The organism is Mycobacterium persicum (assembly GCF_002086915.1).
Lineage (GTDB): Bacteria > Actinomycetota > Actinomycetes > Mycobacteriales > Mycobacteriaceae > Mycobacterium > Mycobacterium persicum.
Genome location: NZ_MWQA01000001.1, coordinates 5,035,270 through 5,060,111, shown reverse-complemented (window position 1 = coordinate 5,060,111; position 24,842 = coordinate 5,035,270). Strand labels below are relative to the sequence as shown.

Annotated in this window: 20 protein-coding genes and 1 pseudogene; 6 read left to right on the top strand and 15 right to left on the bottom strand. The window is 66.4% G+C overall.

Annotated features, from left to right (window positions below; translation table 11 throughout):
* The first annotated feature begins 94 nt into the window (after positions 1–94).
* Positions 95–3,496 carry a PPE family protein gene (locus tag B4U45_RS23135; protein ID WP_122526391.1) on the top strand — a complete coding sequence of 1,134 codons (3,402 nt, stop codon included), beginning with the start codon at positions 95–97 and terminating at the stop codon, positions 3,494–3,496.
* 5 nt (positions 3,497–3,501) lie between these two features.
* Here B4U45_RS23135 and B4U45_RS23130 read toward each other — a convergent pair whose 3' ends face one another.
* On the bottom strand, positions 3,502–4,365 hold the full coding sequence (locus B4U45_RS23130) for an SDR family oxidoreductase (protein WP_075546505.1): 864 nt from the start codon (positions 4,363–4,365) through the stop codon (positions 3,502–3,504).
* 21 nt (positions 4,366–4,386) lie between these two features.
* Complete coding sequence (locus B4U45_RS23125; protein WP_075546564.1) at positions 4,387–5,034, bottom strand: TetR/AcrR family transcriptional regulator; 648 nt, start codon at positions 5,032–5,034, stop codon at positions 4,387–4,389.
* A 107-nt stretch (positions 5,035–5,141) separates the two neighbouring features.
* Here B4U45_RS23125 and B4U45_RS23120 point away from each other — a divergent pair, with 107 nt between their 5' ends.
* Both B4U45_RS23120 and B4U45_RS23115 read left to right on the top strand, forming a co-directional pair.
* A complete protein-coding gene (locus B4U45_RS23120) occupies positions 5,142–6,632 on the top strand; it encodes a cytochrome P450 (protein ID WP_075546506.1) in 1,491 nt (496 codons plus the stop codon).
* A 223-nt stretch (positions 6,633–6,855) separates the two neighbouring features.
* On the top strand, positions 6,856–6,999 hold the full coding sequence (locus B4U45_RS23115; RefSeq protein WP_162877272.1) for a hypothetical protein: 144 nt from the start codon (positions 6,856–6,858) through the stop codon (positions 6,997–6,999).
* Between the two features lie 595 nt (positions 7,000–7,594).
* Here the strand turns inward: B4U45_RS23115 and B4U45_RS23110 are convergent.
* The 3 genes from B4U45_RS23110 to B4U45_RS23100 all read right to left on the bottom strand — a co-directional run bounded on the left by B4U45_RS23110 (position 7,595) and on the right by B4U45_RS23100 (position 11,349).
* Entirely contained in the window at positions 7,595–8,563 is a 969-nt protein-coding gene (locus B4U45_RS23110; RefSeq protein ID WP_075546508.1) for a sensor histidine kinase, read from the bottom strand.
* A gap of 109 nt (positions 8,564–8,672) precedes the next feature.
* Positions 8,673–10,133 carry a FadR/GntR family transcriptional regulator gene (locus B4U45_RS23105; protein WP_075546509.1) on the bottom strand — a complete coding sequence of 487 codons (1,461 nt, stop codon included), beginning with the start codon at positions 10,131–10,133 and terminating at the stop codon, positions 8,673–8,675.
* A gap of 22 nt (positions 10,134–10,155) precedes the next feature.
* Entirely contained in the window at positions 10,156–11,349 is a 1,194-nt protein-coding gene (locus B4U45_RS23100) for a thiolase family protein (protein ID WP_075546565.1), read from the bottom strand.
* Positions 11,350–11,405: 56 nt separating this feature from the next.
* Here B4U45_RS23100 and B4U45_RS23095 point away from each other — a divergent pair, with 56 nt between their 5' ends.
* Positions 11,406–11,744 (top strand): Zn-ribbon domain-containing OB-fold protein, encoded by a 339-nt coding sequence (locus B4U45_RS23095; protein ID WP_075546510.1) that lies wholly within the window; start codon positions 11,406–11,408, stop codon positions 11,742–11,744.
* A 109-nt stretch (positions 11,745–11,853) separates the two neighbouring features.
* Here B4U45_RS23095 and B4U45_RS23090 read toward each other — a convergent pair whose 3' ends face one another.
* Both B4U45_RS23090 and B4U45_RS23085 read right to left on the bottom strand, forming a co-directional pair.
* A complete protein-coding gene (locus B4U45_RS23090) occupies positions 11,854–14,019 on the bottom strand; it encodes an acyl-CoA dehydrogenase family protein (RefSeq protein WP_083135051.1) in 2,166 nt (721 codons plus the stop codon).
* A gap of 103 nt (positions 14,020–14,122) precedes the next feature.
* Complete coding sequence (locus B4U45_RS23085) at positions 14,123–14,893, bottom strand: SDR family NAD(P)-dependent oxidoreductase (protein ID WP_075546512.1); 771 nt, start codon at positions 14,891–14,893, stop codon at positions 14,123–14,125.
* Positions 14,894–15,003: 110 nt separating this feature from the next.
* Between B4U45_RS23085 and B4U45_RS23080 the strand changes: the two genes are divergently transcribed.
* Positions 15,004–16,533 carry an ATP-dependent DNA ligase gene (locus B4U45_RS23080; protein ID WP_075546513.1) on the top strand — a complete coding sequence of 510 codons (1,530 nt, stop codon included), beginning with the start codon at positions 15,004–15,006 and terminating at the stop codon, positions 16,531–16,533.
* Positions 16,534–16,605: 72 nt separating this feature from the next.
* On the opposite strand, the gene B4U45_RS29585 is transcribed toward B4U45_RS23080, so the two are convergent.
* From B4U45_RS29585 to B4U45_RS29575, 3 genes and pseudogenes are all read right to left on the bottom strand, one after another.
* Positions 16,606–16,962, bottom strand: coding sequence for an ATP-binding protein (locus tag B4U45_RS29585; protein WP_241780215.1), 357 nt, complete (start codon positions 16,960–16,962; stop codon positions 16,606–16,608).
* A pseudogene (locus B4U45_RS29580) lies at positions 16,963–17,016 on the bottom strand (hypothetical protein); the annotation flags it as partial.
* 5 nt (positions 17,017–17,021) lie between these two features.
* A complete protein-coding gene (locus B4U45_RS29575) occupies positions 17,022–17,207 on the bottom strand; it encodes a hypothetical protein (protein WP_241780217.1) in 186 nt (61 codons plus the stop codon).
* 238 nt (positions 17,208–17,445) lie between these two features.
* Here B4U45_RS29575 and B4U45_RS23070 point away from each other — a divergent pair, with 238 nt between their 5' ends.
* Positions 17,446–19,713 (top strand): carbon starvation CstA family protein, encoded by a 2,268-nt coding sequence (locus B4U45_RS23070; RefSeq protein WP_082275348.1) that lies wholly within the window; start codon positions 17,446–17,448, stop codon positions 19,711–19,713.
* Positions 19,714–19,715: 2 nt separating this feature from the next.
* Here B4U45_RS23070 and B4U45_RS23065 read toward each other — a convergent pair whose 3' ends face one another.
* Genes B4U45_RS23065 through B4U45_RS23045 form a run of 5 tightly spaced genes read right to left on the bottom strand, consistent with a single transcriptional unit; the run spans position 19,716 to position 24,711 of the window.
* Entirely contained in the window at positions 19,716–20,297 is a 582-nt protein-coding gene (locus tag B4U45_RS23065; RefSeq protein ID WP_241780210.1) for a hypothetical protein, read from the bottom strand.
* A complete protein-coding gene (locus B4U45_RS23060) occupies positions 20,294–20,848 on the bottom strand; it encodes a mammalian cell entry protein (RefSeq protein ID WP_219859514.1) in 555 nt (184 codons plus the stop codon). Before B4U45_RS23060 ends, B4U45_RS23065 begins: the two co-directional genes overlap by 4 nt.
* Positions 20,818–22,272, bottom strand: a complete 1,455-nt coding sequence (locus B4U45_RS23055) for an MCE family protein (RefSeq protein ID WP_075546515.1) — start codon at positions 22,270–22,272, stop codon at positions 20,818–20,820. The genes B4U45_RS23060 and B4U45_RS23055 overlap by 31 nt, the downstream gene beginning before the upstream one ends.
* Position 22,273: 1 nt before the next feature.
* Complete coding sequence (locus B4U45_RS23050; RefSeq protein ID WP_219859513.1) at positions 22,274–23,410, bottom strand: MCE family protein; 1,137 nt, start codon at positions 23,408–23,410, stop codon at positions 22,274–22,276.
* Positions 23,410–24,711 (bottom strand): virulence factor Mce family protein, encoded by a 1,302-nt coding sequence (locus B4U45_RS23045; RefSeq protein WP_075546517.1) that lies wholly within the window; start codon positions 24,709–24,711, stop codon positions 23,410–23,412. The genes B4U45_RS23050 and B4U45_RS23045 overlap by 1 nt, the downstream gene beginning before the upstream one ends.
* Positions 24,712–24,842: the final 131 nt, after the last annotated feature.

Sequence of the window (24,842 nt, the reverse complement as noted above, 5' to 3'; positions counted from 1 at the left end):
CGGTCGGGATGCGGTTGGGGCTTGGTCTGGGCAGCCCGACGGCGCCCGTTCTGACGGGCGCACGAGGAAACACCGCTTGACGGAGGACGGCCGCATGAATTTCTTGATACTGCCACCGGAGATCAATTCCGCGCAGATCTTCGCCGGCGCCGGCGCGGGCCCGATGCTGCAGGCGGCGACGGCCTGGGACGGGCTGGCGACGGAGTTGCGCATAGCGGCGGACTCGTTCGGGTCGGTGGCCTCTGGTCTGGTGCACGGGTCGTGGCAGGGTGCGGCCTCGGCGGCAATGGCGGCCGCGGCGACGCCCTATGTGGCGTGGCTGCAGTCGGCTGCGGCCCAAGCCGAGCAAGCGGCCGGACACGCGAAAATTGCAGTCGACGTCTACGAGGCGGTGCGCACCGAGATGGTGCATCCGGCGTTGGTCGCAGCCAACCGTTCTTCGCTGGTGCGGCTCGTGTGGTCGAACCTCTTCGGCCAGAATGCCCCGGCAATCGCCACGGCCGAGGCCCAGTACGAGGAGATGTGGGCGCAAGACGTCGCCGCGATGCTTGGCTACCATTCCACGGCTTCCACGGTCGCCACCGCGTTGGCGCCGTTCACCCGCCCGCTGCAAAGCCTGGCGGGCCAAGCGATGGGCCTGCTAAACGGTGGCAGCTCGATAGCTGCCGGCGCGGGCGCGGCCCCGGCGGCAGCTGTTGCCGCGCCCACCGGGCTGCTGCCACCTGGCGTGTCGAGCATCTTCAATATCGGCTTCGCCAACTTTGGCGGCCTGAATTTCGGCAACGCCAACCTCGGTGATCTCAACCAGGGCAACGGCAACCTCGGCAACCTCAACTTCGGCTCGGGCAACCTGGGCAGCGTCAACCTGGGCTCGGGCAATCTGGGCAACTTCAACGTCGGCCTCGGCAATCTGGGCAGCAACAATTTCGGCTTCGGCAACAACGGCGGCTTCAACATCGGCTTCGGCAACACCGGCAGCGGCAACATCGGAATCGGCAACACCGGCAACGGCAACATCGGCTTCGGAAACGGCGGCTTCGGGGGCGACAACAACATCGGGATAGGTCTGGGCGGCAGCAACCAGCTGGGCTTCGGCGGGCTCAACTCCGGCACCGGCAACACCGGCCTGTTCAACTCGGGTAGCGGCAACACCGGATTCGGAAACTCCGGGACCGGGAACTGGGGTCTGGGCAATTCCGGCTCGTTCAACACCGGCTTCGGTAATTCCGGTAGGGCTAACACTGGCTTTTACAATGCCGGCATCGTCAACACCGGCATCGGCAACGTCGGTAACTACAACACCGGCAACTACAACGTCGGCGACTTCAACACGGGCGAGTTCAACCCGGGCGACACCAACACCGGGTCCCACAACACCGGCAACATCAACACCGGCTGGGCCAACACCGGCGATCTCAACACCGGCGCCTTCAACATCGGCGACATGAACAACGGCTTCTTCGCCAGGGGCGACGGCGCAGCAAATGCCGGGTTCTCCTACACCATGACGATTCCAGAAATTCCGATAAATCTGCCGTTGAGTGTTCCCTTGCATATTCCTGTCGAGGGTCGCACCACAGAAATCGTGTTAGCACCGTTCAAGATTCCCGCAATTCCATTAGATTTTCCCGCGCTAAGCGGCACTGTCGGTCCAATACAAATGCCTCCCATCCGAGTATCGGGGCCGTTCATTTCGATTACCGTGGGAAGCCCAGAAACGAGGCTAGGCGTTTCTGTTGCCGGGAGTGTCGGCCCTATCAACATCCCGATCATCAATATCCCGGCAGCACCGGGTTTCGGAAACACGACCGACGCGCCTTCGTCAGGATTTTTCAATAGCGGCCGAGGGGGCACGTCGGGGTTCGGCAACTTCGGACCCGACACCTCGGGCTTCTTCAATTTCACCCGCAACCTGGGCAGTTCAGGCGTGCTGAACGCCGGCCTGCTGCAATCGGGTATCCACAACTTCGGCAACTCCATCTCCGGCTTCGAGAACACCAGCAATCTCGACCTAGAATTCCGTGCCCTGAATTCGGGATTGGGCAATGTCGGCAACCATCTTTCGGGAATTTTCCACAACAGCGGGGGCGCATCGACGTTCAACTTCGGCTACGCCAACGGAGGTGGCCTTAATTTCGGCAGCGCGAACCTTGGGAGCTTCAACCTGGGCAACGGAAACATCGGCGACTTCAACATCGGCGATGCAAATCATGGCATCGCAAACTTCGGCTTCGCCAACTTTGGGGACAACAACTTTGGTTTCGGTAACCTGGGCGATTTCAACCTGGGCTTCGGCAATACCGGTGTCGGTAACATCGGCTTCGGCAACACCGGTGACTACAACATCGGGTTTGGCAACACCGGCGGCGGAAACATCGGCTTGGCCAATACCGGAAACGGGAACTGGGGTGTCGGTTTCAGCGGCAGCAACCTGTTCGGCTTTGGTGGGCTGAATTCGGGATCCAACAATACTGGACTGTTCAACTCCGGCGACGGCAACACCGGCTTCTTCAACTCCGGCAAAGGCAACTTCGGCATCGGCAACACCGGCAGCTACAACACCGGCATCGGTAATACCAGCAGCGCCAACACCGGCATCGGCAACACCGGCTCGTTCAACACCGGCCTGTTCAACTCCGGCAGTTTGAACACCGGCCTGTCCAACGCGGGCAGCACCAATACCGGTAATCTCAACACCGGCGGGGTTAACACCGGCGATTTCAACACTGGAAGTGGCAATACCGGCTCCTACAATAATGGCAACCTGAACACCGGATCGTTTAACTCCGGAAACCGCAACAACGGCTATTTCTGGCGCGCCAACGACCGGGGACAGTTCGGCGTCGACTTTGGCATCACCATGCCCGGAATCCCCTTGAACATTGGCGTTAACGTCGATCTGGCGATACCCGTCACCGGCTTTATAGACGGCATAACGGTCCGGGAGTTCAGCATGGACGTCCCGATAGACCTCAATCTATTCATCGATTTACCTAGCCCTATTCCGAATGTAACCATTCCGCTGGGCGAGGGTGAGTCAATCACGGTCGTTGTACCCGAAATTGTTATCAACCGTTTCGACTTGACGGGGTTCAACGTAGGAAACGTAGGCGGCATACCATTCAGCAGGATGCACATTGAAATCATCAACAGCGTGGGCCCGATCTCAGTCCCGATCCTTCACATTCCCGCAGCACCGGGCGTCGGCAACTCCACCATCAATCCAACGTCGGGCTTCTTCAACAGCGGTCCGGGCGGCGGCTCGGGATTCTTCAACGCGGGACAGTTCTTTTCCGGGTTCTCCAACGACGGTGGGCGCTTTCTCTCCGGATTCGAAAACATCGGCCAACTGACGTCGGGCATGGGAAACATCGGCAGTATCGTCACCGGCTGGTACAACAGCAGCACCGCAGGGTTGACCGGCGCGTTCCTCTCCGGCATCGGCAACGTCGGCAGCAGGCTCGCCGGCTTCTTGCTCAGCGGCACCGGCCAGTAACCAGGTCAGCGCTGCGATGGGCCGGGCCGCAGTGCGCGGGTGAAGATCGCGTTGACCTGGCGCATCGCCACGCTGTAGGGCCACCACGCCAGCCGCTTGAACGCGTACAGCGCCCGGATATCCGGCGACGTGTAGATCAGGTACCGGTTCTTGGCCACCCCGGCCAGGATCTTTTCGGCAGCCCTTTCCGGCGAGATGGCGTGGCCGCTGAAGCGGTCGACCCAGCGCTTGATCTGTGGGTCGTCGCGGTCCACGCCGGCGATCTCGACCGTGTTGACCAGTGGTGTCCGCACGGCGCCCGGGACCACGACCGACACCCCGATGCGATGTCGTGCGAGATCGAAGCGCAGCACCTCCGAAAGCCCCCGTAGGCCGTACTTACTCGCGCTGTAAGCCGCATGCCAGGGCAGCGCGACCAGTCCGGCCGCCGAGGACACGTTGACCAGATGGCCGCCCCGGCCGGCTGCGACCATCGGCGGAACGAAGGTCTCGATCACGTGGATGGGACCCATCAGGTTGATCGCGACCATCCTGCTCCACTGGTCGTGGGTCAGCCGGTCGACTGTCCCCCACGCCGAGACGCCGGCGATGTTGAGCACGACGTCCATGCTGGGGTGGCCGGCATGGACGTCCGTCGCGAACGCGACCACCTGGGCGTAGTCGGAGATATCGAGGACTCGATGCTCGGGCACCAGCGCGCCGAGAGCACCCGCATCGGACACCGTCTGCGCCAAGCCGTCCGCGTCGCGGTCAGTCAAATAGAGTTCGGCACCCTGCGCCGCGAGCCGCAATGCGGTGGCCCGGCCGATGCCGCTGGCCGCACCGGTGACCAGGCACCGTTTCCCTGCGTAATACCGCGGTTGGGCCATGGCGGTGACGATACCGGCGGCTCAGGCCTTGGGGGCACCGCCCCACAGCGCGGTGAGCCACATCTGTTCGAGCACCCGCACCCGGCGGTCGGGGTCGCTGTCGCGGCCGACGAGCAGCGGGTCGCCGGTCAGCACGAGCGCGGTGGTGCCCGCCAGGGTACGAATCAATGTCGGTAGGTCATCGCTGATCGGGTTGGCGGTGCCGGCTCTCATTTCGGCCTCGACGACGCCGACGATCTCGCGCAGCACCACGTCGAACTGTCGCTCGAGGATCTCGCGGATCTCAATGTCGGTGTGGCGGGCCGCATTACAGGCCATCATCACCGGGTCGTTGTGCGCGTAGACAACGGCGGCGCTACCGACCATCCGCTTGGCGAACTGCTGCGGCGACTCACCCGGCTGGCGGGGGGCGAAGTAGTGGGTGAGTTCTTCGAGTTCCTCGGCTGCCTCTGCCAATATCTGGGCCAGCACCGCGTATTTGGAGTCGAAGTAGAAGTAGAACCCGGAGCGGGCTACCCCGGCCCGGTTGCTGATGGTGCTGACCGACAGTTCCGCGAACGGCCGCTCCTGCAGTAGTTCCCGCACCGCCTGCAGGATCGCCTGCCGATGCTTGTCGCCACGCCGCCGCAATGCCGGCACAGCCTGCTGGTCGGGGGCGTGCTCACTCACATGCTGACCATGCACCAAGCCGCGCGAAAAGAAAACTTGACAGCCGTCAAGTTCATTCCAAGGATGGATCTAGGTAGTGATGGCCGCCACAACCGGTAAGGAGCGTCATGGCCACGAGCAGGGCGACGATCAGCACCCCGGCGTATCTCCTTGACCAAGCCCAGCGCCGGCTGACCCCGTCGTTCAACAACTTTCCCGGCATGGGCCTGGTGGAGCGTTGGCTGCTGAACACTCAATTTCCGGAGAAGAAGCTGTCCGACCCGCCGCCGGGCAGCGGGCTCAAGCCGGTCGTGGGTGACGCGGGGCTGCCGATCATCGGGCACATGATCGAAATGCTGCGCGGCGGACCGGACTATCTGATGTTCCTGTACAACACCAAGGGGCCCGTCATCTACGGCGACTCGCCCGTCTTGCCGTTCGTCGCGGCGCTGGGCCCGGACGCCGCTCAGGTCATCTATTCCAACCGCAACAAGGACTACTCGCAGCAGGGCTGGGTCCCGGTGATCGGCCCGTTCTTCCGGCGCGGGCTGATGCTGCTCGACTTCGAGGAGCACATGTTCCACCGGCGGATCATGCAGGAGGCGTTCGTCCGGTCCCGGCTGGTCGGTTACGTCGAGCAGATGGACCACGTGGTGTCGAAGGTGATCGCCGAGGACTGGGTGATCAACGATGCGCGCTTCCTGCTCTATCCGGCGATGAAAGAACTCACCCTCAACATCGCCTCGATGGTGTTCATGGGCCACGAACCCGGCACCGACCATGAGCTGGTCACCAAGGTGAACAAGGCGTTCACGACAACGACCCGCGCCGGCAACGCCATCATCCGCACCAGCGTGCCACCGTTCACCTGGTGGCGAGGGCTCAAGGCCCGGGAACTGCTCGAGCACTATTTCGCCGAGCGGGTCAAGGAACGCCGCGGCCACGAAGGCAACGACCTGCTGACGGTGTTGTGTCAGACCGAGGACGAGGACGGCAACCGGTTCTCCGACAATGACATCGTCAACCACATGATCTTTTTGATGATGGCCGCCCACGACACCTCGACGTCGACGGCCACCACGATGGCCTACCACCTGGCGGCTCACCCGCAGTGGCAGCAGCGCTGCCGCGATGAATCGGACCGCCTCGGCGACGGGCCTTTGGACATCGAATCGCTGGAGAAGCTGGAATCGCTCGACCTGGTGATGAACGAGTCCATCCGGTTGGTGACGCCGGTCCAGTGGGCGATGCGGCAGACCGTTCGCGATGCCGAATTGCTGGGCTACTACCTGCCCAAGGGCACCAACGTCATCGCGTTTCCCGGCTTGAATCACCGGCTGCCCGAATTCTGGACCGAGCCAATGACATTCGACCCGGAGCGATTCACCGAGCCACGCAACGAGCACAAACGACACCGCTACGCGTTCACGCCCTTCGGCGGCGGCGCACACAAGTGTCTTGGGATGGTATTCGGCCAATTGGAGATCAAGACGATCCTGCACCGGTTGCTGCGCCGCTACCGGCTGGAGCTGCCGCGGCCGGATTACCACGCGAGCTGGGACTACGGCGGTATGCCGGTCCCCAAGGACGGCATGCCCATAGTCCTGCGCCCGCTGTGACCGTCTGAAGCCGGCGAGCAGGCACACAATCGCACGCAGCGAGCCGGCGACATGCGATTGTGTGTCTGCTCGCGGTCATGGGGTGAGCCCATTGCCCACTCGCTGGCGATCCCCCACTGCCGCAGGCGCCAAAACACCGCGCCGTTCGGTGCTTTGGCGATAGCATCTGATGCGGCGGAATCGCCAACTACGGGTGCGGTCCAGCAAACGAAAGGCACGGTCGATGAGCGCAAAAGAGACCAGCAGGACGGTGCAGGCGGTCAAGACGGTGGTCGTAGTGCTGGCCGCGGCATTCGCGGTGCTGGCGGCCGGGTGCGCCGCTGAACACGAGCCCGCCAACCCGATGACGAGCGTGGTGCCAGAGTAGCGGTTGGCCCGCGCCGGGTTTCGATCACGCCGCCACGCGCACCGGCAATTGCAGATTTTCGACCAGCCGAGATCAGGACCTCGGCGACAGATTGCGACATACGCCGGGTAGCGCATTTCACGTTCGATAACTGGCGAGCAGCTATCACGCGGCGCAAACGCGCACGAACTAACCACATCCTCGACTCGGTCGGATGGTCGCAGGTAAGTCCAGCGGACACTTCCCCCGACCCATATCCCTCAGGGTCGCTCCCTGCGGGTTTGATCTTGCGGCAGGCCAGAGCCATTAAGGCAAAACGGCCCGCCGCGAGAAGCGACGGCATAACATCTTCAGACAGTCATCGTTGGAATTCACATCTGCGCAATGGCAATCGAAAGGCACCACCGATGAATGCAAAAAGCAAAGGGTCCCGGGCAGTTCGGATAATCGTCGCGGCGCTGATCGCGGCGTTTGCAGCCACCGCGGCGGTGAGCTGCAACAGCACCGATGACTGCAAGACCACCACATGCACGATTCCGGCGGTGCCGGCACCGAGCGGGTCGCTGGGATAGGTTCGACGCCCGGCCGCTGCGGACCTACCTCCCGGACGGATTCACTAGCCCACGGAAGCCGCCGACGGCTCGAGCCGAAGGTATGCCTGAATGGTGGTGCCGTTTGCCGTGGTGTGGGTACGCACCAAATCCGCCATGGCGTTGACCAAAAACAGCCCGCGGCTTGCGGTTGCGCCGGTGCCCGGGAGTTGACGTCCGACGAGCGGCTGATCGAACCGTCCGCTATCGCGCGCCTCGCAGACCAGGTGCTCATCATGCCGCCAGAAGGCAAGCTGGCATGCGCCATCGGCGTATTGCAGGCTGTTGGTGGCAAGCTCGGTGGTGATCAATCGCAAATCCTCCAGGCCGTCTTGCGACAGTCCGACCCATCCGGCGTAGTCCACGGCAAACGAACGCGCACGGCGCAGGTCTGTGCTTTCGCGCACCAGATAGGTCACGGCGCCCGGGTTACGCGGTAGCGGCTGATTGCAGCGCGCCAACGTCTCCTCCGGGGCGTAATCGGCGCTGCGATACGCCGACCCGCACTTCCACAACAACGGATGGGTGGCACGGGCATCCGCCAACAATTCGTCGTCGAGCCGCTCGGCGTCGAACAGACACAGCGCCATCACGCTGTGACGTGCCAATGCCCGGTTGACCAACGCCTCATGCTGCACGCAGGCCAGACACTCGTCGGCGGTGCGGCCGGGCCAGACGAGGTGGCTGACGATCCGGACCCGCCGATCGGGGTATTTCGCCGCGAAGGAACTTGCTATGGCCAGGAATCGGCTCGGATTGCGTGCGACACGCGCGATGTCGATCATGCGCAGCTCCGCCATAGCGCGACCGCAGGCACCCAGTTCGCCGCGCAGCAATGCCAGTCGGTCCGCTGGTACCGCGACCAGAACCGGCTCCCCCAGCGCCAACCCGTCGGCCACGAAGCGCCCGACGAAATCCAGATACTCCCGCTGGGAGTGGTACAGCAGCGCGGAATGGACGAAGCCTCGTCGCTCGGTTTCCGTGCCAGTCGTCATGTCAGCGCTCCCGCCCCTGCGCCGGCACCCTGCTGGACCGGCTTTTCGTTCAGGTAAGCATGTACCCGCCGGGGGTGTTGATTATGCGCGAATTTGGCTCGACCGAGTTCTAGAGCCACCACGACGTCGCCGCGTCCAGATGGCGACGGATGCGGTAGCGGGCCAGGCTGTCGTCGCCGCCGCGGATCGCCTGCAGAATCCGCAGGTGGGCGTGTTCGACCGCGACGACGTCGGCCGCGGTCGGTGGCTGACCTCCGGTGCTGGACCAGTGCCGGCGAAATAGTTCGGCGATTATCCGCAGAAACAGCTCCAGCAGCGCATTACCGGCCAGCTCAGCCAGCCCGATGTGGAACCGGAATTCCTCGACCGCGGCCTTACGCACTCGGCCTGCGGCCGCGTCGGCGGCAAAACCCGTGGACGGGTCCAGCGTGTCGAGCATGTCCGCCACCTCTGGCTCGTCACGACGCTGCACGACTCTTGCCACGTTGGCGATTTCAATCGCATCCCCCACGCAGCGCAGGTCCTCGCGACTCGGCTTGCGGTACTGCAGGTACAGCGCGATGGTGTCGATGCTGGCCCGCGCCTGGGGGCGGGTGACGACCAGCCCACCGCCGGGGCCCCGACGCATATGGGCGATCGTGTGGAATTCCAGCAGCCGCACCGCTTCCCGCAGCACCGCGCGGCTCACCCGATAACGTTCCAGCAGTGCGGCCTCGGTTCCGAAAACCGAGTCGACCTGCCAACCGCTGGCGGCGATGTCGTCGGCGATCGCGGCGGCCAGCACTTCGGCCAGCTTGCCGCGGGGCGCCTCGGGGTCCGGCCGCCGTACCTGTCGGGGGTGTGCCCGCCCGGACCGGTCGCCGCGCCGATGCCGCTGCAGCCAGGCGGTTACCGCTTGCACGTGCCGCTCACTGAGCGCCGTGGCGCGCGCGGAATCACCGGCGGTGACTGCCGCGACGATTCCCGAATGGTCGTGGTGCAGCCGGTCCAGCGCCTCCAGCGCCTCGGTCGCCGAGTCGGTCCGCGAGGCCAGCGCGTAGCGCCTGGTCAGTCGCATCGAGACTTCGATAAACAGCTGTAGGACAGGGTTTTTCGATTGCTGTGCCAGTGCCACATGGAACTCGTCGCGGGCGCCGGGCAACCCCGGCTGCCGCTGCTCGGCAGCCAACACCGCCCGCAGCCGCTCGATTCCGGCTTCGTCGATCTGTTCGGCGGCAAGAGCGGCGGCCAGCGGCTCGAGCACCAGGCGCGCCTCGAGCAGGTCGTCCAGGGTGGTGCCCCGGTATTCGAGATAGATGACGACCGCGCGGGTCGCCGGTCCGGCATCGGGTGCACAGATGAGCAGGCCGCCGTTGGGTCCGCGACGCATCCGCGCCACCTGATGGTGCTCGACGAGCCGAACGGCTTCGCGCAGCACCGACCGGCTGGCGCCGTATCGCTTTTGCAGAGCGCCTTCCGAGCCCAGCGATGCCCCGACTGGCCAGCCGCGGCGGACGACCTCGGTCTCGATGCAGCGGGCGATCCGCGCGGCTCGCTTGTCGGTGCGGGCTGCCGGTGGCTCGACACTCAATGGAGCTGCCCCACAACGATGTTCAGCATGTCAGCAGCATGCATCCGGCCACCGGACCCCCGCCCACGGACACCACGCCGACCTCCGGGCGCCGAGCCACCTGGCGCTCCCCCGCATCGCCGCGCAACTGCAGACATCCCTCGTGCAACGCCCAGTAGCCGTGCATCCGCCCCGCCGAAAGTTGGCCTCCGTAGGTGTTCAACGGCAGCTCGCCGTCCCGGGCGATCCGCGCCCCGCCCTCGACGAACGGGCCGGCGTCGCCGTCGGCGCAGATGCCCAGCGCCTCCAGCCAGGCGATCGTCAGGAACGTAAAGCCGTCGTACAGCTGGGCGACGTCCAGGTCGGCCGGTGTCAGTTCGGTTCGCGACCACATCTGCGCCGCCGCGTCCGACATCGCCATCTTGGGATAGTCGTCGCGATGAAACCACCCACCGGCGCCGGAGGATCCACCGATCGCCTCGACCGCCACGGCCCGGTGCGGGCAATCGCGGGCATACCCGGCACTCGAGACCACCACCGCGATGGATCCGTCAATGGGCACATCGCAATCCAGCAGCCCGAATGGCGTCGACACCGGCCGCGTGCCCAGATAGTCGGCCATCGTCATAGGTTCGCGGTAGACCGCCAGCGGATTCAACGCCGCGCTGCGCCGGCCGTTGAGGGCAACCCAGCCCAACTGCTCCTTGGTGGTTCCGTAGAGCTCCATGTGCCGGCGGCAATTCAGCGCCAGCCAGTTCGCCGCCGAATAGGCGTGTGCGGCAATCAGATCGGTGATGTCGTCCATCGGCCCGACGGCGGGCCGCGGGGCGCCTTCGGGGAGGTCCAGCATCCGCGCCAGCGGCGGGGCCGGCGCATCGTCTTGCGGTCGCACCGGGACGTTGCCGCCCAGCATCTGGATGGTCCGATAGACCAGCACATGGCGGGCGCGCCGTTCGGCGACCACCCGGCACGCCGACATCACCGGATTCAGCAACCCGCCCGTGCCGAAGCCGGATCCGCAATCCCCCGCGTCGATCCGCAGCTCGGCGTTGACCTCGGCGGCGGGGGTGTCGCCCAGGGTCGCGATGCCGTCGATGTCGGCGGCGACCAGACCGGCGTCGTCGATGGCGGCCCGCACCGCTTCCATGGTCAACTCGAGCCCCGGGATGCCGGTGCGCCGCCCGATGCGCGAAATGCCCAGGCCGGACAGGATCGCGTCCTTCTCGAAATAATTCACGTGCACCGCCCGCCAGGCCATCCGTCCACGAATCAATAGAGTGTACTGTATTGAGCGTGTCTGGCCAGCCGCTGCTCATCGAGCACTGTGACCACTGCGCGCGATGGGCGCATCCGGCGACCGGTGAATGCCGCGGCTGCGGAGGCCCGCTGGTGGCACGGCCGGTGTCCGGGCGCGGCACGGTGTTCACCTACACGGTCAACTACCACCCATACAACCCGGACATCCCGACCCCCTATGTGATCGCTCTGGTGGAACTCAGCGAACAGAGCGGGCTCCGTGTTGCCGCCAATATCGTTGGGTGTGAACCGGATTCGGTGACGTGCGGAATGCCCGTCGAGATCCGGCCGGAGCGAGGTTCCGGCGGGGCCCCGCAGTTCGCGCCCCGCACTTAGGGCACCGGGAGCCCCGCGAGCCCCGCGAGCAGACGCAAAATCGCCCAAAATCCGCGATTTTGGGCGATTTTGCGTCTGCTCGCGATCGCAGGCCCTGCCCCGCCGAGCCCTAGTTGATCAACGGGTCGCGCGGCATACCGAGAATGCGCTCGGCGATCTGGTTGCGGGTCACCTCGGAGGTGCCCCCCGCGATCGCCATGCCGCGCGCGCCCATGACCATCCGGCCGACCACCGCACCGGGACCGTCGAGCAGCGCGATCTCGGGCCCCAGCAATGCCGCCGAGAGGGCAGCGCCTTCGATCATGTGCTCGGCCAGCTTCAGTTTGGTGACATTGCCTTCCGGTCCCGGGCCGGCACCTTCGACGCTGCGCGCCGCGCGGCGCAGGTTCAGCAGCCGTAGCGCGTGATCTTCGGCCAGGAAGTACCCGACCCGAACCTCGGCTCCCGCCAACCGATCTGCTCTCCGATGGGCCAGCTGCACCAGTTTGGCTGCCAGCCCTTCGTAGAACGACCCGCTGCCGCCGATACTGACTCGCTCGTTGCCCAGCGTCGCCCGTGCGACCGTCCACCCGGAGTTGGGCGCTCCGACGACGTCCTCGTCGGGAACGAACACGTCGTTGAAGAACACCTCGTTGAATTCCGAGCCGCCGGTGATCTGTCGCAGCGGGCGCACCTCGACGCCGGGCGATTTCATGTCGATGATCACCGTGGTGATGCCGGCGTGCTTGGGGACGTCCGGGTCGGTGCGCACGGTGGCCAGGCCGCGGGCGCAATACTGGGCCCCGCTGGTCCACACCTTCTGCCCGTTGATCTTCCAGCCGCCGTCCACCCGGGTGGCGCGGGTCTTGACCGACGCGGCGTCCGAGCCGGCGTCGGGCTCGGAGAACAGCTGGCACCAGATTTCTTCTTGACGCAGCGCCTTCTCCACGAATCTTTCGATTTGCCAAGGTGTTCCATGCTGGATCAGGGTCAGAATCACCCAGCCGGTGATCGAGTAGTCCGGGCGTTTGATGCCGGCCTTACCGAACTCCTCCTCGACCACCAACTGCTCCACCGCATCCGCGGCGCGGCCCCACGGCTTGGGCCAGTGCGGCATGACGTACCCGGTCTCGATCAGCGTGTCCAGTTGCGCCTTCTTGTCCAGAGCCGCGATCTCGGCGGCGTCGGCGCGGATCCGGGTGCGCAACTCCTCGGCCTCGGGCGGCAGGTCCAGGCTGTTGACCCGACTGGCCCCGGCCGCGGTGCGGTCGAAGACATCGCGGGCCGGCGCGTCTCCGCCGAGCAATCCAGCGGTCATCAGCGCTCGGCGCAGGTGCAGATGGGCATCGTGCTCCCAGGTGAACCCGATGCCGCCGTGCACCTGGATGTTGAGCTCGGCGTTGCGCGCATAGGCAGGAAACGCCAGCGCCGCCGCCACCGCCGCGATCAGGCGGAACTGCTCTTCATCTTCGGATGCCGCACGGGCGGCATCCCACACCGCGGCAATGCCGGACTCCACCGCCACCAACATGTTGGCGCAATGGTGTTTGACCGCTTGGAAAGTCGCGATGGTGCGGCCGAATTGCTGGCGCACCTTGGCGTAGCCGACGGCGGCGTCGACGCAGTCGGCCGCGCCGCCGACCGCCTCGGCGGCCAGCAACGTCCGTGCCCGGGCCAGCGCCGATTCGCGTGCCCCCGCCAGGATGTCGTCGGCGCTGACGCTCACCTTGGTCAGCCGAACGCGCCCGGAGCGCCGGGTGGGATCGAGGTTCGCCGGCACGTCTACCGACACACCCGCCCGGCCGCGGTCGAGCACCAGCACGTCGTCCCCAGCCGTGACCAGCAGCAGATCGGCCAGCCCGGCACCCAGGACGACACCCGCCTCGCCGTCGGCGACGCCATCGGTGACCTGCACCAGGCCGTCGAGACCCACGCCGGCGGTGACGGTTCCGTCGATCAGGCCCGGCAGCAGCCGGGTTTTCTGCTCGGCGGTGCCCTCGTTGGCGATCACCGCCGAAGCGATGACGGTGGGCACGAACGGTCCCGGCGCCACCGCGCGGCCGAGTTCTTCGATCACCACCACGAGTTCGGGTAGCCCGTAGCCGGACCCGCCGTGCTCTTCGTCGATGTGCAGACCCAGCCAACCGAGTTCGACCAGCTGCGGCCAGAAGGGCGGTCGCTGTTCGTCGGCCGCGTCGAGCAGTGACCGCGCTGCCCAGCGGGCCTTCTGCGCCGTCAGAAACCCGCGGGCTACCTCGGCGAGTTCGCGGTGGTCGTCGGTGAGTGCGATACCCATCAGGGCCTCCTCGCGGCACTGCGCGGCCCCGCGCCGTCGCGGGTGCTGCTGATTTTCTAAAGAGTGTACTCAATCCAGGCGGGGGCCCGGGCGGCTCGGTCGGTCACTTGGGCGCGAAACGCTGGCCGGCGTCCAGCCGGATGCACTGACCGTTGAGCATCGGGTTGTCCACGATGGCCGCCGCCAGCTTTGCGTACTCGATGGGCCGGCCCATCCGCTTCGGGAAGGCCGCGTCTTTGACCAGCTGGGCCGCCATCTCGTCGGGAACCATGGCGGTCAGCCCGGTCAGGAACAGGCTGGGTGCGATGGCCAGCACCCGGATTCCCATCGATCCCAGGTCACGGGCCATGGTCAGGCACATGCCGGCAATCGCGGCTTTGGCGGCGGTGTAGGCGACCTGCCCGATCTGACCCTCGAAGGCCGCGATGGATGCGGTGTTGATGATGACGCCGCGCTCCCCGGTTGCTTCGGGGTCCTCGGGTTCGTTTTTGGCCATGTGCGCGGCCGCCAGCCGGCTGATGTTGAAGGTGGCGATGAGGTTGAGATCGATGACCGACTGGAAGGATTCGAGGTCGTGGGGGCCGGACTTGGTCAGGGTCCGCTTGGCGATGCCGCCGCCCGCGGTCGTCACCGCGACGTGCAGGCCGCCGAGGTTGTCCACCGCCGTTTGCAGGGTCTCTTCGGTTCCGGTGAAATCGGTGACGTCGACCGGGTAGAACGCGCCGCCGAGCCCCTCGGCAACAGCCTTGCCGTCGGAGTTCTCGCGGTCGAGCACCGCGACGTGTGCGCCACGTTCGGCCAGCAACTCGGCGGTGGCCCGACCCATCCCCGACGCACCGCCGATGACCACGACCTTCTTGCCGCTGATCTCCATCCGGACCTCCCTATAGTGGCTTGTCAGAATTCTGGCAATCTGTAACGTTATCTAGGCACGCTAGCGTGTCGGCCCGCAACGGTTGTCGGCGAGTCATGCCAAGCTGAACCGTGCTCCTTCTCGACGTGGCCACTACCTCACTTGACGTGGGCGCCACCTCGTCGCGGCTGAGGAAGGTCGAACGCATCGCCGACCTGCTTCGCCGCGCCGCACCCGACGCCGAGCTGGTGGCGATCATCGTGGCGTGGCTTTCCGGGGAACTGCCGCAGCGGCACATCGGGGTCGGCTGGGCGTCGTTGCGGTCGCTTCCGCCGCCGGCCGGGCATGCGACGCTGAGCGTCGCGGGCGTCGACGCGGCCTTCTCCGAGATCGGCGCCACCTCGGGTAGCGGCTCACAGGCGCGCCGCGCCCAGCTGGTCTCCGAGTTGTTCTCGGCGGCAACAGAATCCGAGCAGATCTTCTTGCTACGGCTGCTCAGCGGTGAGCTGCGCCAGGGTGCGCTGACCGGGATCATGACCGACGCCGTCGCCAAAGCGGCCGCGATCCCCGCCAGCGCGGTGCAGCGCGCCGCCATGCTGGCCGGTGATCTGCCGGCGGTCGCCGCCGCGGGCCTGGCCGGCGGGGTGGCAGCGCTGGACGCCTTCACCCTGCGGGTGGGCCGGCCGGTGGGCCCGATGCTGGCGCAGACCGCGACCGGTGTGACCGACGCGCTCGAACGTCATGACGGCACAACGATATTCGAGGCAAAGCTGGACGGCGCCCGAGTACAGATTCACCGCGCCGGCGACGACGTCACCGTCTACACCCGAAGCCTCGACGACGTCACCGCCCGGCTGCCGGAGGTAGTGGAGGCAACGTTGGCGCTGCCGGTGCGTGTGCTGGTGGCCGACGGTGAGGCGATCGCGTTGCGACCCGACCACCGTCCGCATCGCTTCCAGGTCACCGCGTCCCGGTTCGGTCGATCGGTCGATGTTGCGGCCGCCCGTGCGACCCAGCCGCTTTCGGTGTTTTTCTTCGACATCTTGCATCGTGACGGCGACGACCTGCTGGACGCGCCGACCACCGAGCGGCTAGCCGTGCTGGACGCCGTGGTGCCCGTCAGACACCGGGTGGACCGGCTGATCACGTCCGACGCCACGGCCGCGGCCGCCTTTCTGGACGCGACACTGGCCGCCGGTCATGAGGGCGTGATGGCCAAGGCGCCCGCAGCGCCGTACCAGGCGGGGCGTCGCGGCGCGGGATGGCTCAAGGTCAAGCCGGTGCACACGCTGGATCTGGTGGTGCTGGCCGTGGAGTGGGGTTCGGGCCGCCGTCGCGGCAAGCTGTCCAACATTCACCTCGGGGCACGGGACCCGGCCAGTGGCAAATACGTCATGGTGGGCAAGACCTTCAAGGGAATGACCGACGCCATGCTGGACTGGCAGACCGCCCGGTTCACCGAGCTGGCCATCGGTGGCACCGACGGGTATGTCGTCGCGCTGCGCCCCGAGCAGGTGGTCGAGGTAGCGGTGGACGGGGTGCAGGGGTCGTCGCGTTATCCAGGCGGAGTCGCGTTGCGGTTTGCCCGAGTGCTGCGTTATCGAGACGACAAGGGCCCCGACGACGCCGACACCATCGACGCCGTACGCGCGCTGTACTGATCCACGTTGCACGACAGTGAATCCCGTGACGCGACACTCCGGTGATGCGTCGCCACATTCACACTCACCCGGCTATAGCCTGGCGAATTGCGCTCTGTCCTCGGTGAATTCGGCCAGCATCGCCGTCGTCAACGTCGGCCGGACCTCGCCGATCGCGGTGAGATAGTCCTCGGTGGTCGCCGGCTCCCCGCGGCCATGCGCCATCTCGCGATCGAAGGCCACCTGCGCTCCCTTGCGGGCGGCGAACTCGATGTCGGCCGGAGTGAACAGCTCGGTGGCCGCGACCAGCCGGTCGATGTCGATGCCCGAGTTGGCTTGGCCCAGATAGCGTTTCCATACCGCCAGGCGCGCCGGCGGATCCGGCGGGCCGACCGGTATGACGTAGTCGAAGCGTCCGGGCCGCAGGAACGCCGAGTCCAGCGAGTGCACGGAATTGGTGGCGCAGACCAGCAGCCGCCCGTCGTGCTCACGGAACGACGGGATGAGCTTCAGCAGTTCGTTGGTGACACCGGTTTCGACGGTGCTGGCACCGGCGCGTGCACCGCGATCTGCTCGACCTCGTCGATGAACAGCACCAGTTCGTCGAGTTCGTCGAGTTCTGCGAACACTTCCCGAAGGGATGCCGCCAGACCGCCCGGCGCCGCGGCGGCCAGCCGCGACGGGAACAGCTCCACGAACGACGACCGCGGGCTGGCCCGCCCGAGCCGCCGCCATCACCTCGGCGACAGTGAAAACCGGTTCCGGCGATCCCGCAATGCGGCTTTGGTCCCACACCTGGATCGCCTGGTCCAGGTCGTTGTCGCCGTAGTCACGCAATCGCCATAACGGCATCATCCAGCGGTATGCCTGTTGCCGGGCTGCGCACAGCACCGTGGTAATGCGAGGATCACCGGGAACACCCGAGCGTGCACCATTGAGGGAGGGCCGGTGGCCGGCGACGTCAGCTACATCCGCACCGACGCCGACCTGCCGCCCGTCGCCGTCGTTGACCGCTCCCCGATCACCCTCAAGCACAAGATCTTCATCGCCGCCGTCGCGGTGATCGGTGCGGTCGCCTGGGCGATCCTGGCGTTGGTCCGCGGCGAAACGGTCAACGCCGTATGGCTGGTGGTCGCCGCGGGCTGCACCTACGTCATCGCGTTCCGGTTCTATGCCCGGTTGATCGAGGCGAAGATCGTCCGCCCCCGCGACGATCATGCCACCCCGGCCGAATTCCTCGACGACGGTATGGATTACGTGCCGACCGATCGGCGGGTGCTGTTCGGCCACCATTTCGCCGCCATCGCCGGGGCCGGGCCGCTGGTCGGTCCGGTGCTGGCCGCCCAGATGGGCTACTTACCGAGCACGCTGTGGATCGTGCTCGGCGCGGTATTCGCCGGCTGCGTGCACGACTATCTGGTGTTATGGATCTCCACTCGGCGCCGCGGCCGTTCCCTCGGGCAGATGGTTCGCGACGAACTCGGCCCGACCGCCGGTGTAGCCGCCCTGATCGGGGTTCCGGCCATCATCGTCATGGTCATCGCCGTGCTGGCGCTGGTGGTGGTGCGCGCTCTGGCGCAAAGCCCGTGGGGTGTGTTCTCGATCGCCATGACCATCCCCATCGCCCTGTTCATGGGCTGCTACCTGCGGTTCCTGCGGCCGGGGCGGGTGGCGGAAGTGTCGATGATCGGGGTGGCGCTCCTGCTGCTCGCCGTCGTGTCCGGCGATTGGGTCGCCCAAACATCCTGGGGCGCAGACTGGTTCAGCCTATCGCCGGTAACGCTGTCGTGGCTGCTGATCGGCTACGGCTTCGCGGCGTCGGTGTTGCCGGTGTGGTTGCTGCTGGCGCCACGCGATTACCTGTCGACGTTCATGAAGGTGGGCACCATCGCACTGCTCGCCATCGGGGTGTTGGTGGTCCGGCCGGTCATGATGGCTCCGGCCGTGTCACGGTTCGCCGGCGCCGGCAACGGGCCGGTGTTCGCGGGGTCGCTGTTCCCCTTCTTGTTCGTCACCATCGCTTGCGGCGCACTATCGGGATTCCACGCGCTGATCTCGTCGGGAACGACGCCGAAAATGCTGGAGAAGGAAGGCCAGATGCGCCTGATCGGCTACGGCGGCATGATCACCGAGTCGTTCGTCGCGGTGATCGCGCTGCTCACCGCGTCGATCCTGGACCAGCATCTGTACTTCGCGCTCAACGCCCCGGCGGCCCAGACCGGCGGCACCGCGGCCACCGCCGCCCAGTACGTCAACGGGCTGGGCTTGCGGGGGAACCCGGCCACCGCGGACCAACTCAGTCAGGCCGCCGCCAGCGTGGGCGAACGCTCGATCGTCTCCCGCACCGGCGGGGCGCCGACGTTGGCCTTCGGCATGTCCGACATGTTGCACCGGGTGTTCGGCGGCATGGAACTCAAGGCCTTCTGGTACCACTTCGCGATCATGTTCGAGGCGCTGTTCATCCTGACCACCCTCGACGCCGGCACCCGCGCCGCGCGTTTTCTGGTCTCCGACGCGCTGAGCAACCTTGGCGGGCCGCTGCGCAAACTGCGAAATCCCAGCTGGCGCCCGGGCGTCTGGTCGTGCAGCCTGGCAATGGTGGCCGCCTGGGGCAGCATCCTGCTGCTCGGCGTCACCGATCCGCTCGGTGGCATCAACACGCTGTTCCCGCTCTACGGCATTGCCAACCAGTTGCTGGCGGCGATCTCGCTGACGGTGATCACCGTCGTGGTCATCAAGAAGGGCCACCTGAAGTGGGCCTGGATACCCGGGCTGCCGTTGCTGTGGGATCTGGCCGTCACGCTGACGGCGTCGTGGCAGAAGGTGTTTTCCGCCGACCCGGCGGTCGGCTACTGGACTCAGCACTATCAGTATCTGGCGGCCAGAAACGCCGGCAAGACGGCGTTCGGTTCGGCGGCCAATGCCGACCAGCTCGACGACGTCATCAGAAACACCTTTGTCCAGGGCGCCCTGTCGATCGTCTTCGCGACAGCCGTCGTGGTGGTGTTTGTCACCGGGGTTATCGTGGCGCTCAAGACAATTCGTGGAGCGGGCCGGGCGCTGGCCGAGGATGAGCCGGTGCCGTCGAAGCTGTTCGCGCCCGCCGGCCTCATTCCGACGGCCGCGGAACGCGAGTTGCAACGAAGATGGAACGAGCTGCCCGGGTCTGCCACGAAACCCCTTGGTGCTCGCAGGAATTGACCTCAGACCGGATCGAACCCGGAGATCAGCCAGCGTCCGTCGACCTTGTCCAGCGTCACCCGGACGCTGGATGCGGTGTAGCTGGGCGCTTCGGTGCCCACAATCGTGGTCTGGTTGACGAACAGCAGCACCACCCCGTGATTCGGCTGGGCCGACACCGCCGCCGCGGCCGGTACGGTGACAACCGCCGAAATCTGTTTCCGCTTGGCGCCGGGGATGACCACGTCGCGGGTGAGCGACGTGTATTCGTCTTTGAAGTGACCGGTCAGCCGGTCACGTGCGGCACCCAGGTCGCGCTCGGCCGTGTCGGGCCGGTAGGACAGCAACTCGACCGTCGCTGCCCGCGCCGCCTGGATCACCTCGATGCGGCCGGTGCCGTCCGGCGCCGACGGGCATTGCCACTTCAGGAAACCGGCCGCCAGCGCGAGCGACAACGCCAGGCCCGGCAGCACACCGTAGGCCAACAGCCGCGGCCACCGGGTCCGGCGGTGAGCTTCGGTGGTGGCTTCAGTGGCGGCTTCAGCGGCGGCGTCGGTGGTGGTCGCGGTGTCGGATTCGGCGGTTACCGGCGGCGGCGTGCTCACGGCACGAACTCCACGTTGGAGACCTTGGCCTGCGCCCCCCCCCGCCGCACCCACAGCCGCATCCGCCATGCTCGCGATTCCTCTTGGGCCGCATAGATGCTCGACGTTTTCACGGTCACGGCAACCAGCACCCGCGCCTGGTCGCCGGACTGCGATTCCAGCGCCGCTTCCGTCACCGTGCCGACCGATCTCGACTGGGTCCGCACCACGACGTCGAGGTACGGCTGCGATCGCTGGGCGAAGTTGTCGTAGAGCTGGCCCGTCGCCCCATCCAGGATGCGTTGCACGTCGGCATTGGCCTGGTGGAAGTCGATGGTGGTGAGGTTCAGCGCCCCCTGGCGACCGGCCTGTAGAAAGAGCCTGCTCTGCTGCTCGGTCTGCCGCTCGGTCTGCTGCGACTGATGGACGCGGAATCCCAGGAAAACAACCAGCCCGGCCAACGCGAGCACCACCGCCAGCATGGCCAGCACCGCCGGCCGAGCGGTGGCCCGACGGTTGGGCGGCGCCTGCGCCAACTCGCTCAATTCGGGGGCAGCAACATCGACTGCCATGTGCGCTCCTTCCCGCGGGCCGCAGCCAGATCGGACTGGGTGTAGACCTGCCCGTCCGGGCCGAGGTAGCTACCGGTCGCCGGGTCGTATTCGGCGGCGGCTATCGGAAACGGTGCCGGGACCGGCGCCGGGATGCCCGGTGCGGGCGGTGCGCCGGGGGGCAGCTGCGGAACGGGTTGGCCCGACAGCGTGGCGTTCGGGTCGCCCTTCCAGTTGTAGCCGTCGTTGAGCGGAACATAGCTTTCGTCGCTCTCACACATCGCGACCGTCGGCGCGCGTTTGCCGGGCTGGCCGACGCACGGCGTATTGCGAACGCCGCGAACGTTGTTCGGCGAGTCCTGCGGTACCCGGCAATACAGGTCCCCGGCGGGGCGGTCGGGGTAGTCCTCCCAGGACGGCACGCGGCGCTGCTGGGCCGGCAGGTAGCCGGTGGTGCACGGCGGCGGCAGGTTGAGTCGCATGTTGAAACTGAGGAAGACGCCCTTGTAACCCTGCTTGGTGTTGCGGTTGGGCACGCCGATCGCCTGGATGGTGGCCACTGCCTGGGGCAGCAGCACCAGCAACTGCTCGATGCCGGGGTGATAGGTGACCGCCACCTGACCGACGCCGATCAGGTTGGACAGCAGCACCGGCAGGGTCGGGTTGACCCGGTCGAACAACTGCCGGACTTCCGCGGCGGCCGGGCCGGCTTGTTGCAGCACGGTCCGGACGGCGGTGTCGTCGCGCTGCAACCCCCGGCTGAGGTCGGCCAGATGCGCGGCCCACAGTTGTACCGCATCCGGCGAGTCGGCCTGGGCGTCCAGCACCGGCTTGGACTGGTCGATCAAGGCGAGCAACGGATCCAGGTTCCGGCGCGCTTCGATGGACAGCGAACCAGCTCCGGTGACCAGCCGGGCGATATCCGGCCCGAGGCCGCCCACCGCGGTATAGGCCTCGTCGACCGTCGTCTTCAGGCTGTCGCGCGGGATCGACTCCATGCCCCGGTTCACCGTATCCAGCAATGTGTCCAGATCCGGCGGCACCGAAACACGTTCGGCCGGAATGACATCCCCGTCCTTAAGCGGTGGGGACTGCCGGCGCGGCAGCAACGTGACATACTGCTCACCCACCGCCGACTGGCTGTGCACCTGGGCGTCGACATCGGCGGGGATGTCGACACCCGACTTGAGCGAGAGCACCGCCGCGACACCGGTATCGGTGAGCCGCACGCTTTCGACCCTGCCGACTTCGGTTCCGCGATAGGTGACGTTGCCGCTGGGGTACAGGCCGGCGGCTTGCGGCAGCTGCACGGTGACCCGGTAGCGCCCGATACCGAACATCGCCGGCAGCTGGATGTAGTTGAAGATCATCACCGCCGCGCCGACGAGCGCGACGATCACGAAGATGGCCAGTTGGACGAGGATTCGTCTCGACAACGGCGGCATGTCAACGCCCCTGATCCCAATGGTACGGAGCGACAAGCGGATTGCCGGCGGTGTAGGGACTTGGCATCTGGCCGATGGTGCGGCCCCACTGCAGCTCCAGCTCGGTCAGGTTGCCCTCCCACCGGGTGCCGGTGAGGAACGAGGCGTCGAGCCGGCTCAGCGTCAGGTAGATGATGGCCGTCAGGTTGGCGTAGTCCCCGCGGGCCCAGTTGCTGATCGTGTCCTTGGGAAACGGGTAGGTGGTGAGCAAGCTCAGCGAACGGGTCAGGGCCGGACCGGCATTGGCCAGCGATTCCACCACCGGCCCAAGATCTTTCAGCTGCTTGACCAAAGCGTCCTTGGTCTGGTTGGCGGAGTCGGCGGCCAGCGCGCTGAACTTGGCGAATTGATCGAGCGCATCGACCAGCTGCTGCCGTTCGTCCGCCAGCGTCCGAAGCGCGTCCGGGATGGTCCGCAGCGCGCGGTCCACCACCGGCTGTTCCTTCGCCAACTGGCCGACCACGTTGTTCAGGCTTTCGGCCGCGGCGATGATGTCGCCGGTCTGGTCACCGACCAGGCCGACATAGCGGTCCACCTGTTGGATCAGGCTACGTAGGTCGGCGGCCCGTCCGGCCAGCGCGACGCTCAAGGCTTCGGTGATGTCCTGAATCTGGCCGATACCACCACCATTGAGCAGCAGCGAGACTGCGGCCAGGGTCTGCTCGGTCGACGGGTAGCTGCCGGCCGACGACAGCGGGATCAGGGATCCCTGCGTCAACTTGCCCCGGGGCGCGACGTCGGTGGGCGGGGCCAGTTCGATGTGCAGCGAGCCGAGCAGGCTGGTTTGGCCGATGGTGGCGGTCGCGTTGGCCGGCAGCTCGACGTCGCCGTCGAGCCGGATGGTCAGCAGCGCATGCCAGCCCTGCCGCTCGATCTTGGTGACGTTGCCCACCGTGACGTCGCCGACCTGCACGCGGGAGTTCTGCTCCAGGGTGCCCACGTCCGGCAATTGCGCCTGAATGGTGAACGAGCCGGGGCCGCGGCCCGCGGTGCCCGGCAACGGGATCGAGTTGAGGCCTCGCCAACCACAGCCGGCCAGACCGGTCACAGCCAGCACCGCCAGCGCGCACACCGCGCCCAGACGCCACACCGCACCCATCAGGAGCCTCCTTCGAAGGGCAGCAGCAAGCCGCGCAGCCCGGCGGCGGGATCGGTCGGATGCACCTCCGCCGGTAACGATGGAATATCAACGGTTGCAGGTGAATTGGAAGGCGGGGGAACATAGTCCGGCCGCATCCAGTCCTCGCTGTAGGTGACCTCGTTGGGCCGCGCCACCGCACCGACGATCAAGTTCTCCCCCAACGGGGGGAAGTTGTATTGCCGATTCTTGATGATCGGCGCCAGATATTGGACGCACAGCTTCGCCGACTGCTCATAACCCAGCCGCGACGCCGCTTGGATCGCCCCGCACAAGAAGGCAATCGGGTTCGCGAAGTTGTTCAACGCCGGCGCTCCGCTGAGGGTGCCCTGCGCCGGCTGGTAGATGTTCATGAAGTTCTGCAACTCGGTCGGGGCGATGTGCAGCGCCTGCTTGATGTCGTCGAGGCTGTCGTTCAGCGCCGTGGACACCGACGCCAGCTTGTCCGACGTTTCGCCCAGCGCCTCCCGGTTTTCGGCCACGAAGCCGCGGACGTCGCCGACGATGTCGGCCAGCGCCGCGACCGCGTTGGCAACCTCATCGGGGTCGTTGGTCAGCAGCCCGGTCACGGTGGCCAGGTTCTGGTTCAGCTGACGCATCAGGTCGGTGCTGCTTTGTAGCGCCGACACCAGAATCGACAGGTTCCTCACCGTGCTGAAGATATCGTTGCTGTGGTCGCCGAGCGCCGAAACCGCCTGGGACAGTTTGACAATGGTCTCTCTGATGGTCGCTCCCTGGCCCCGCAGGTTGTCGGCGGCGGTGTTCAGCAACGCTCCCATCGCGCTCACCCCGCCGGGTTGGCTCGGTTGCAGCATCTGGGTGAGCTTCGCCAGGTCCTGACGTAGGTCGTCCCACTCCACCGGGACCGCGGTGCGCTCCATCGGGATCACCGCGTGGTCGGGCAGCTGCGGCCCGCCGGTATAGGCCGGTGTCAGCTGGATAACACGCGCGGTGACCAGCGACGGGGACAGGATCACCGCCTTGGCATCGGCGGGCACTTGGTATTTGGCGTCGTAGGAGAAGGTGATCTTGACCCGCTCGGGTTGCGGCTCGATCTTGTCGATCGCGCCGACGGGCACCCCGAGGATGCGCACTTCGTCGCCGACGAAAATGCCGTTGCTGTTCTTGAAGTAGCCGACCACCGTTGTTTTGCGGGTCGCGGCGGCGGCCTGCCATGCCACCACCACCCCGGCGACGAAAGTGAGCACGAGCAGAGCGGCCACGCCGATGCGGGCATTGCGGCGGTTCACGGCGCGGTTCATCATTGGCCCGCTTGCTGACCGGGTCTCGCGGGCCGGGGAGGTTCGCCGGGCGCGGGAACGTACACCGGCGGCCGCGTCGGCGGCGGCGGCGGCGCCGTCTCGCCGGGGGCCAGCGCCGGCGGTCCCGGCGG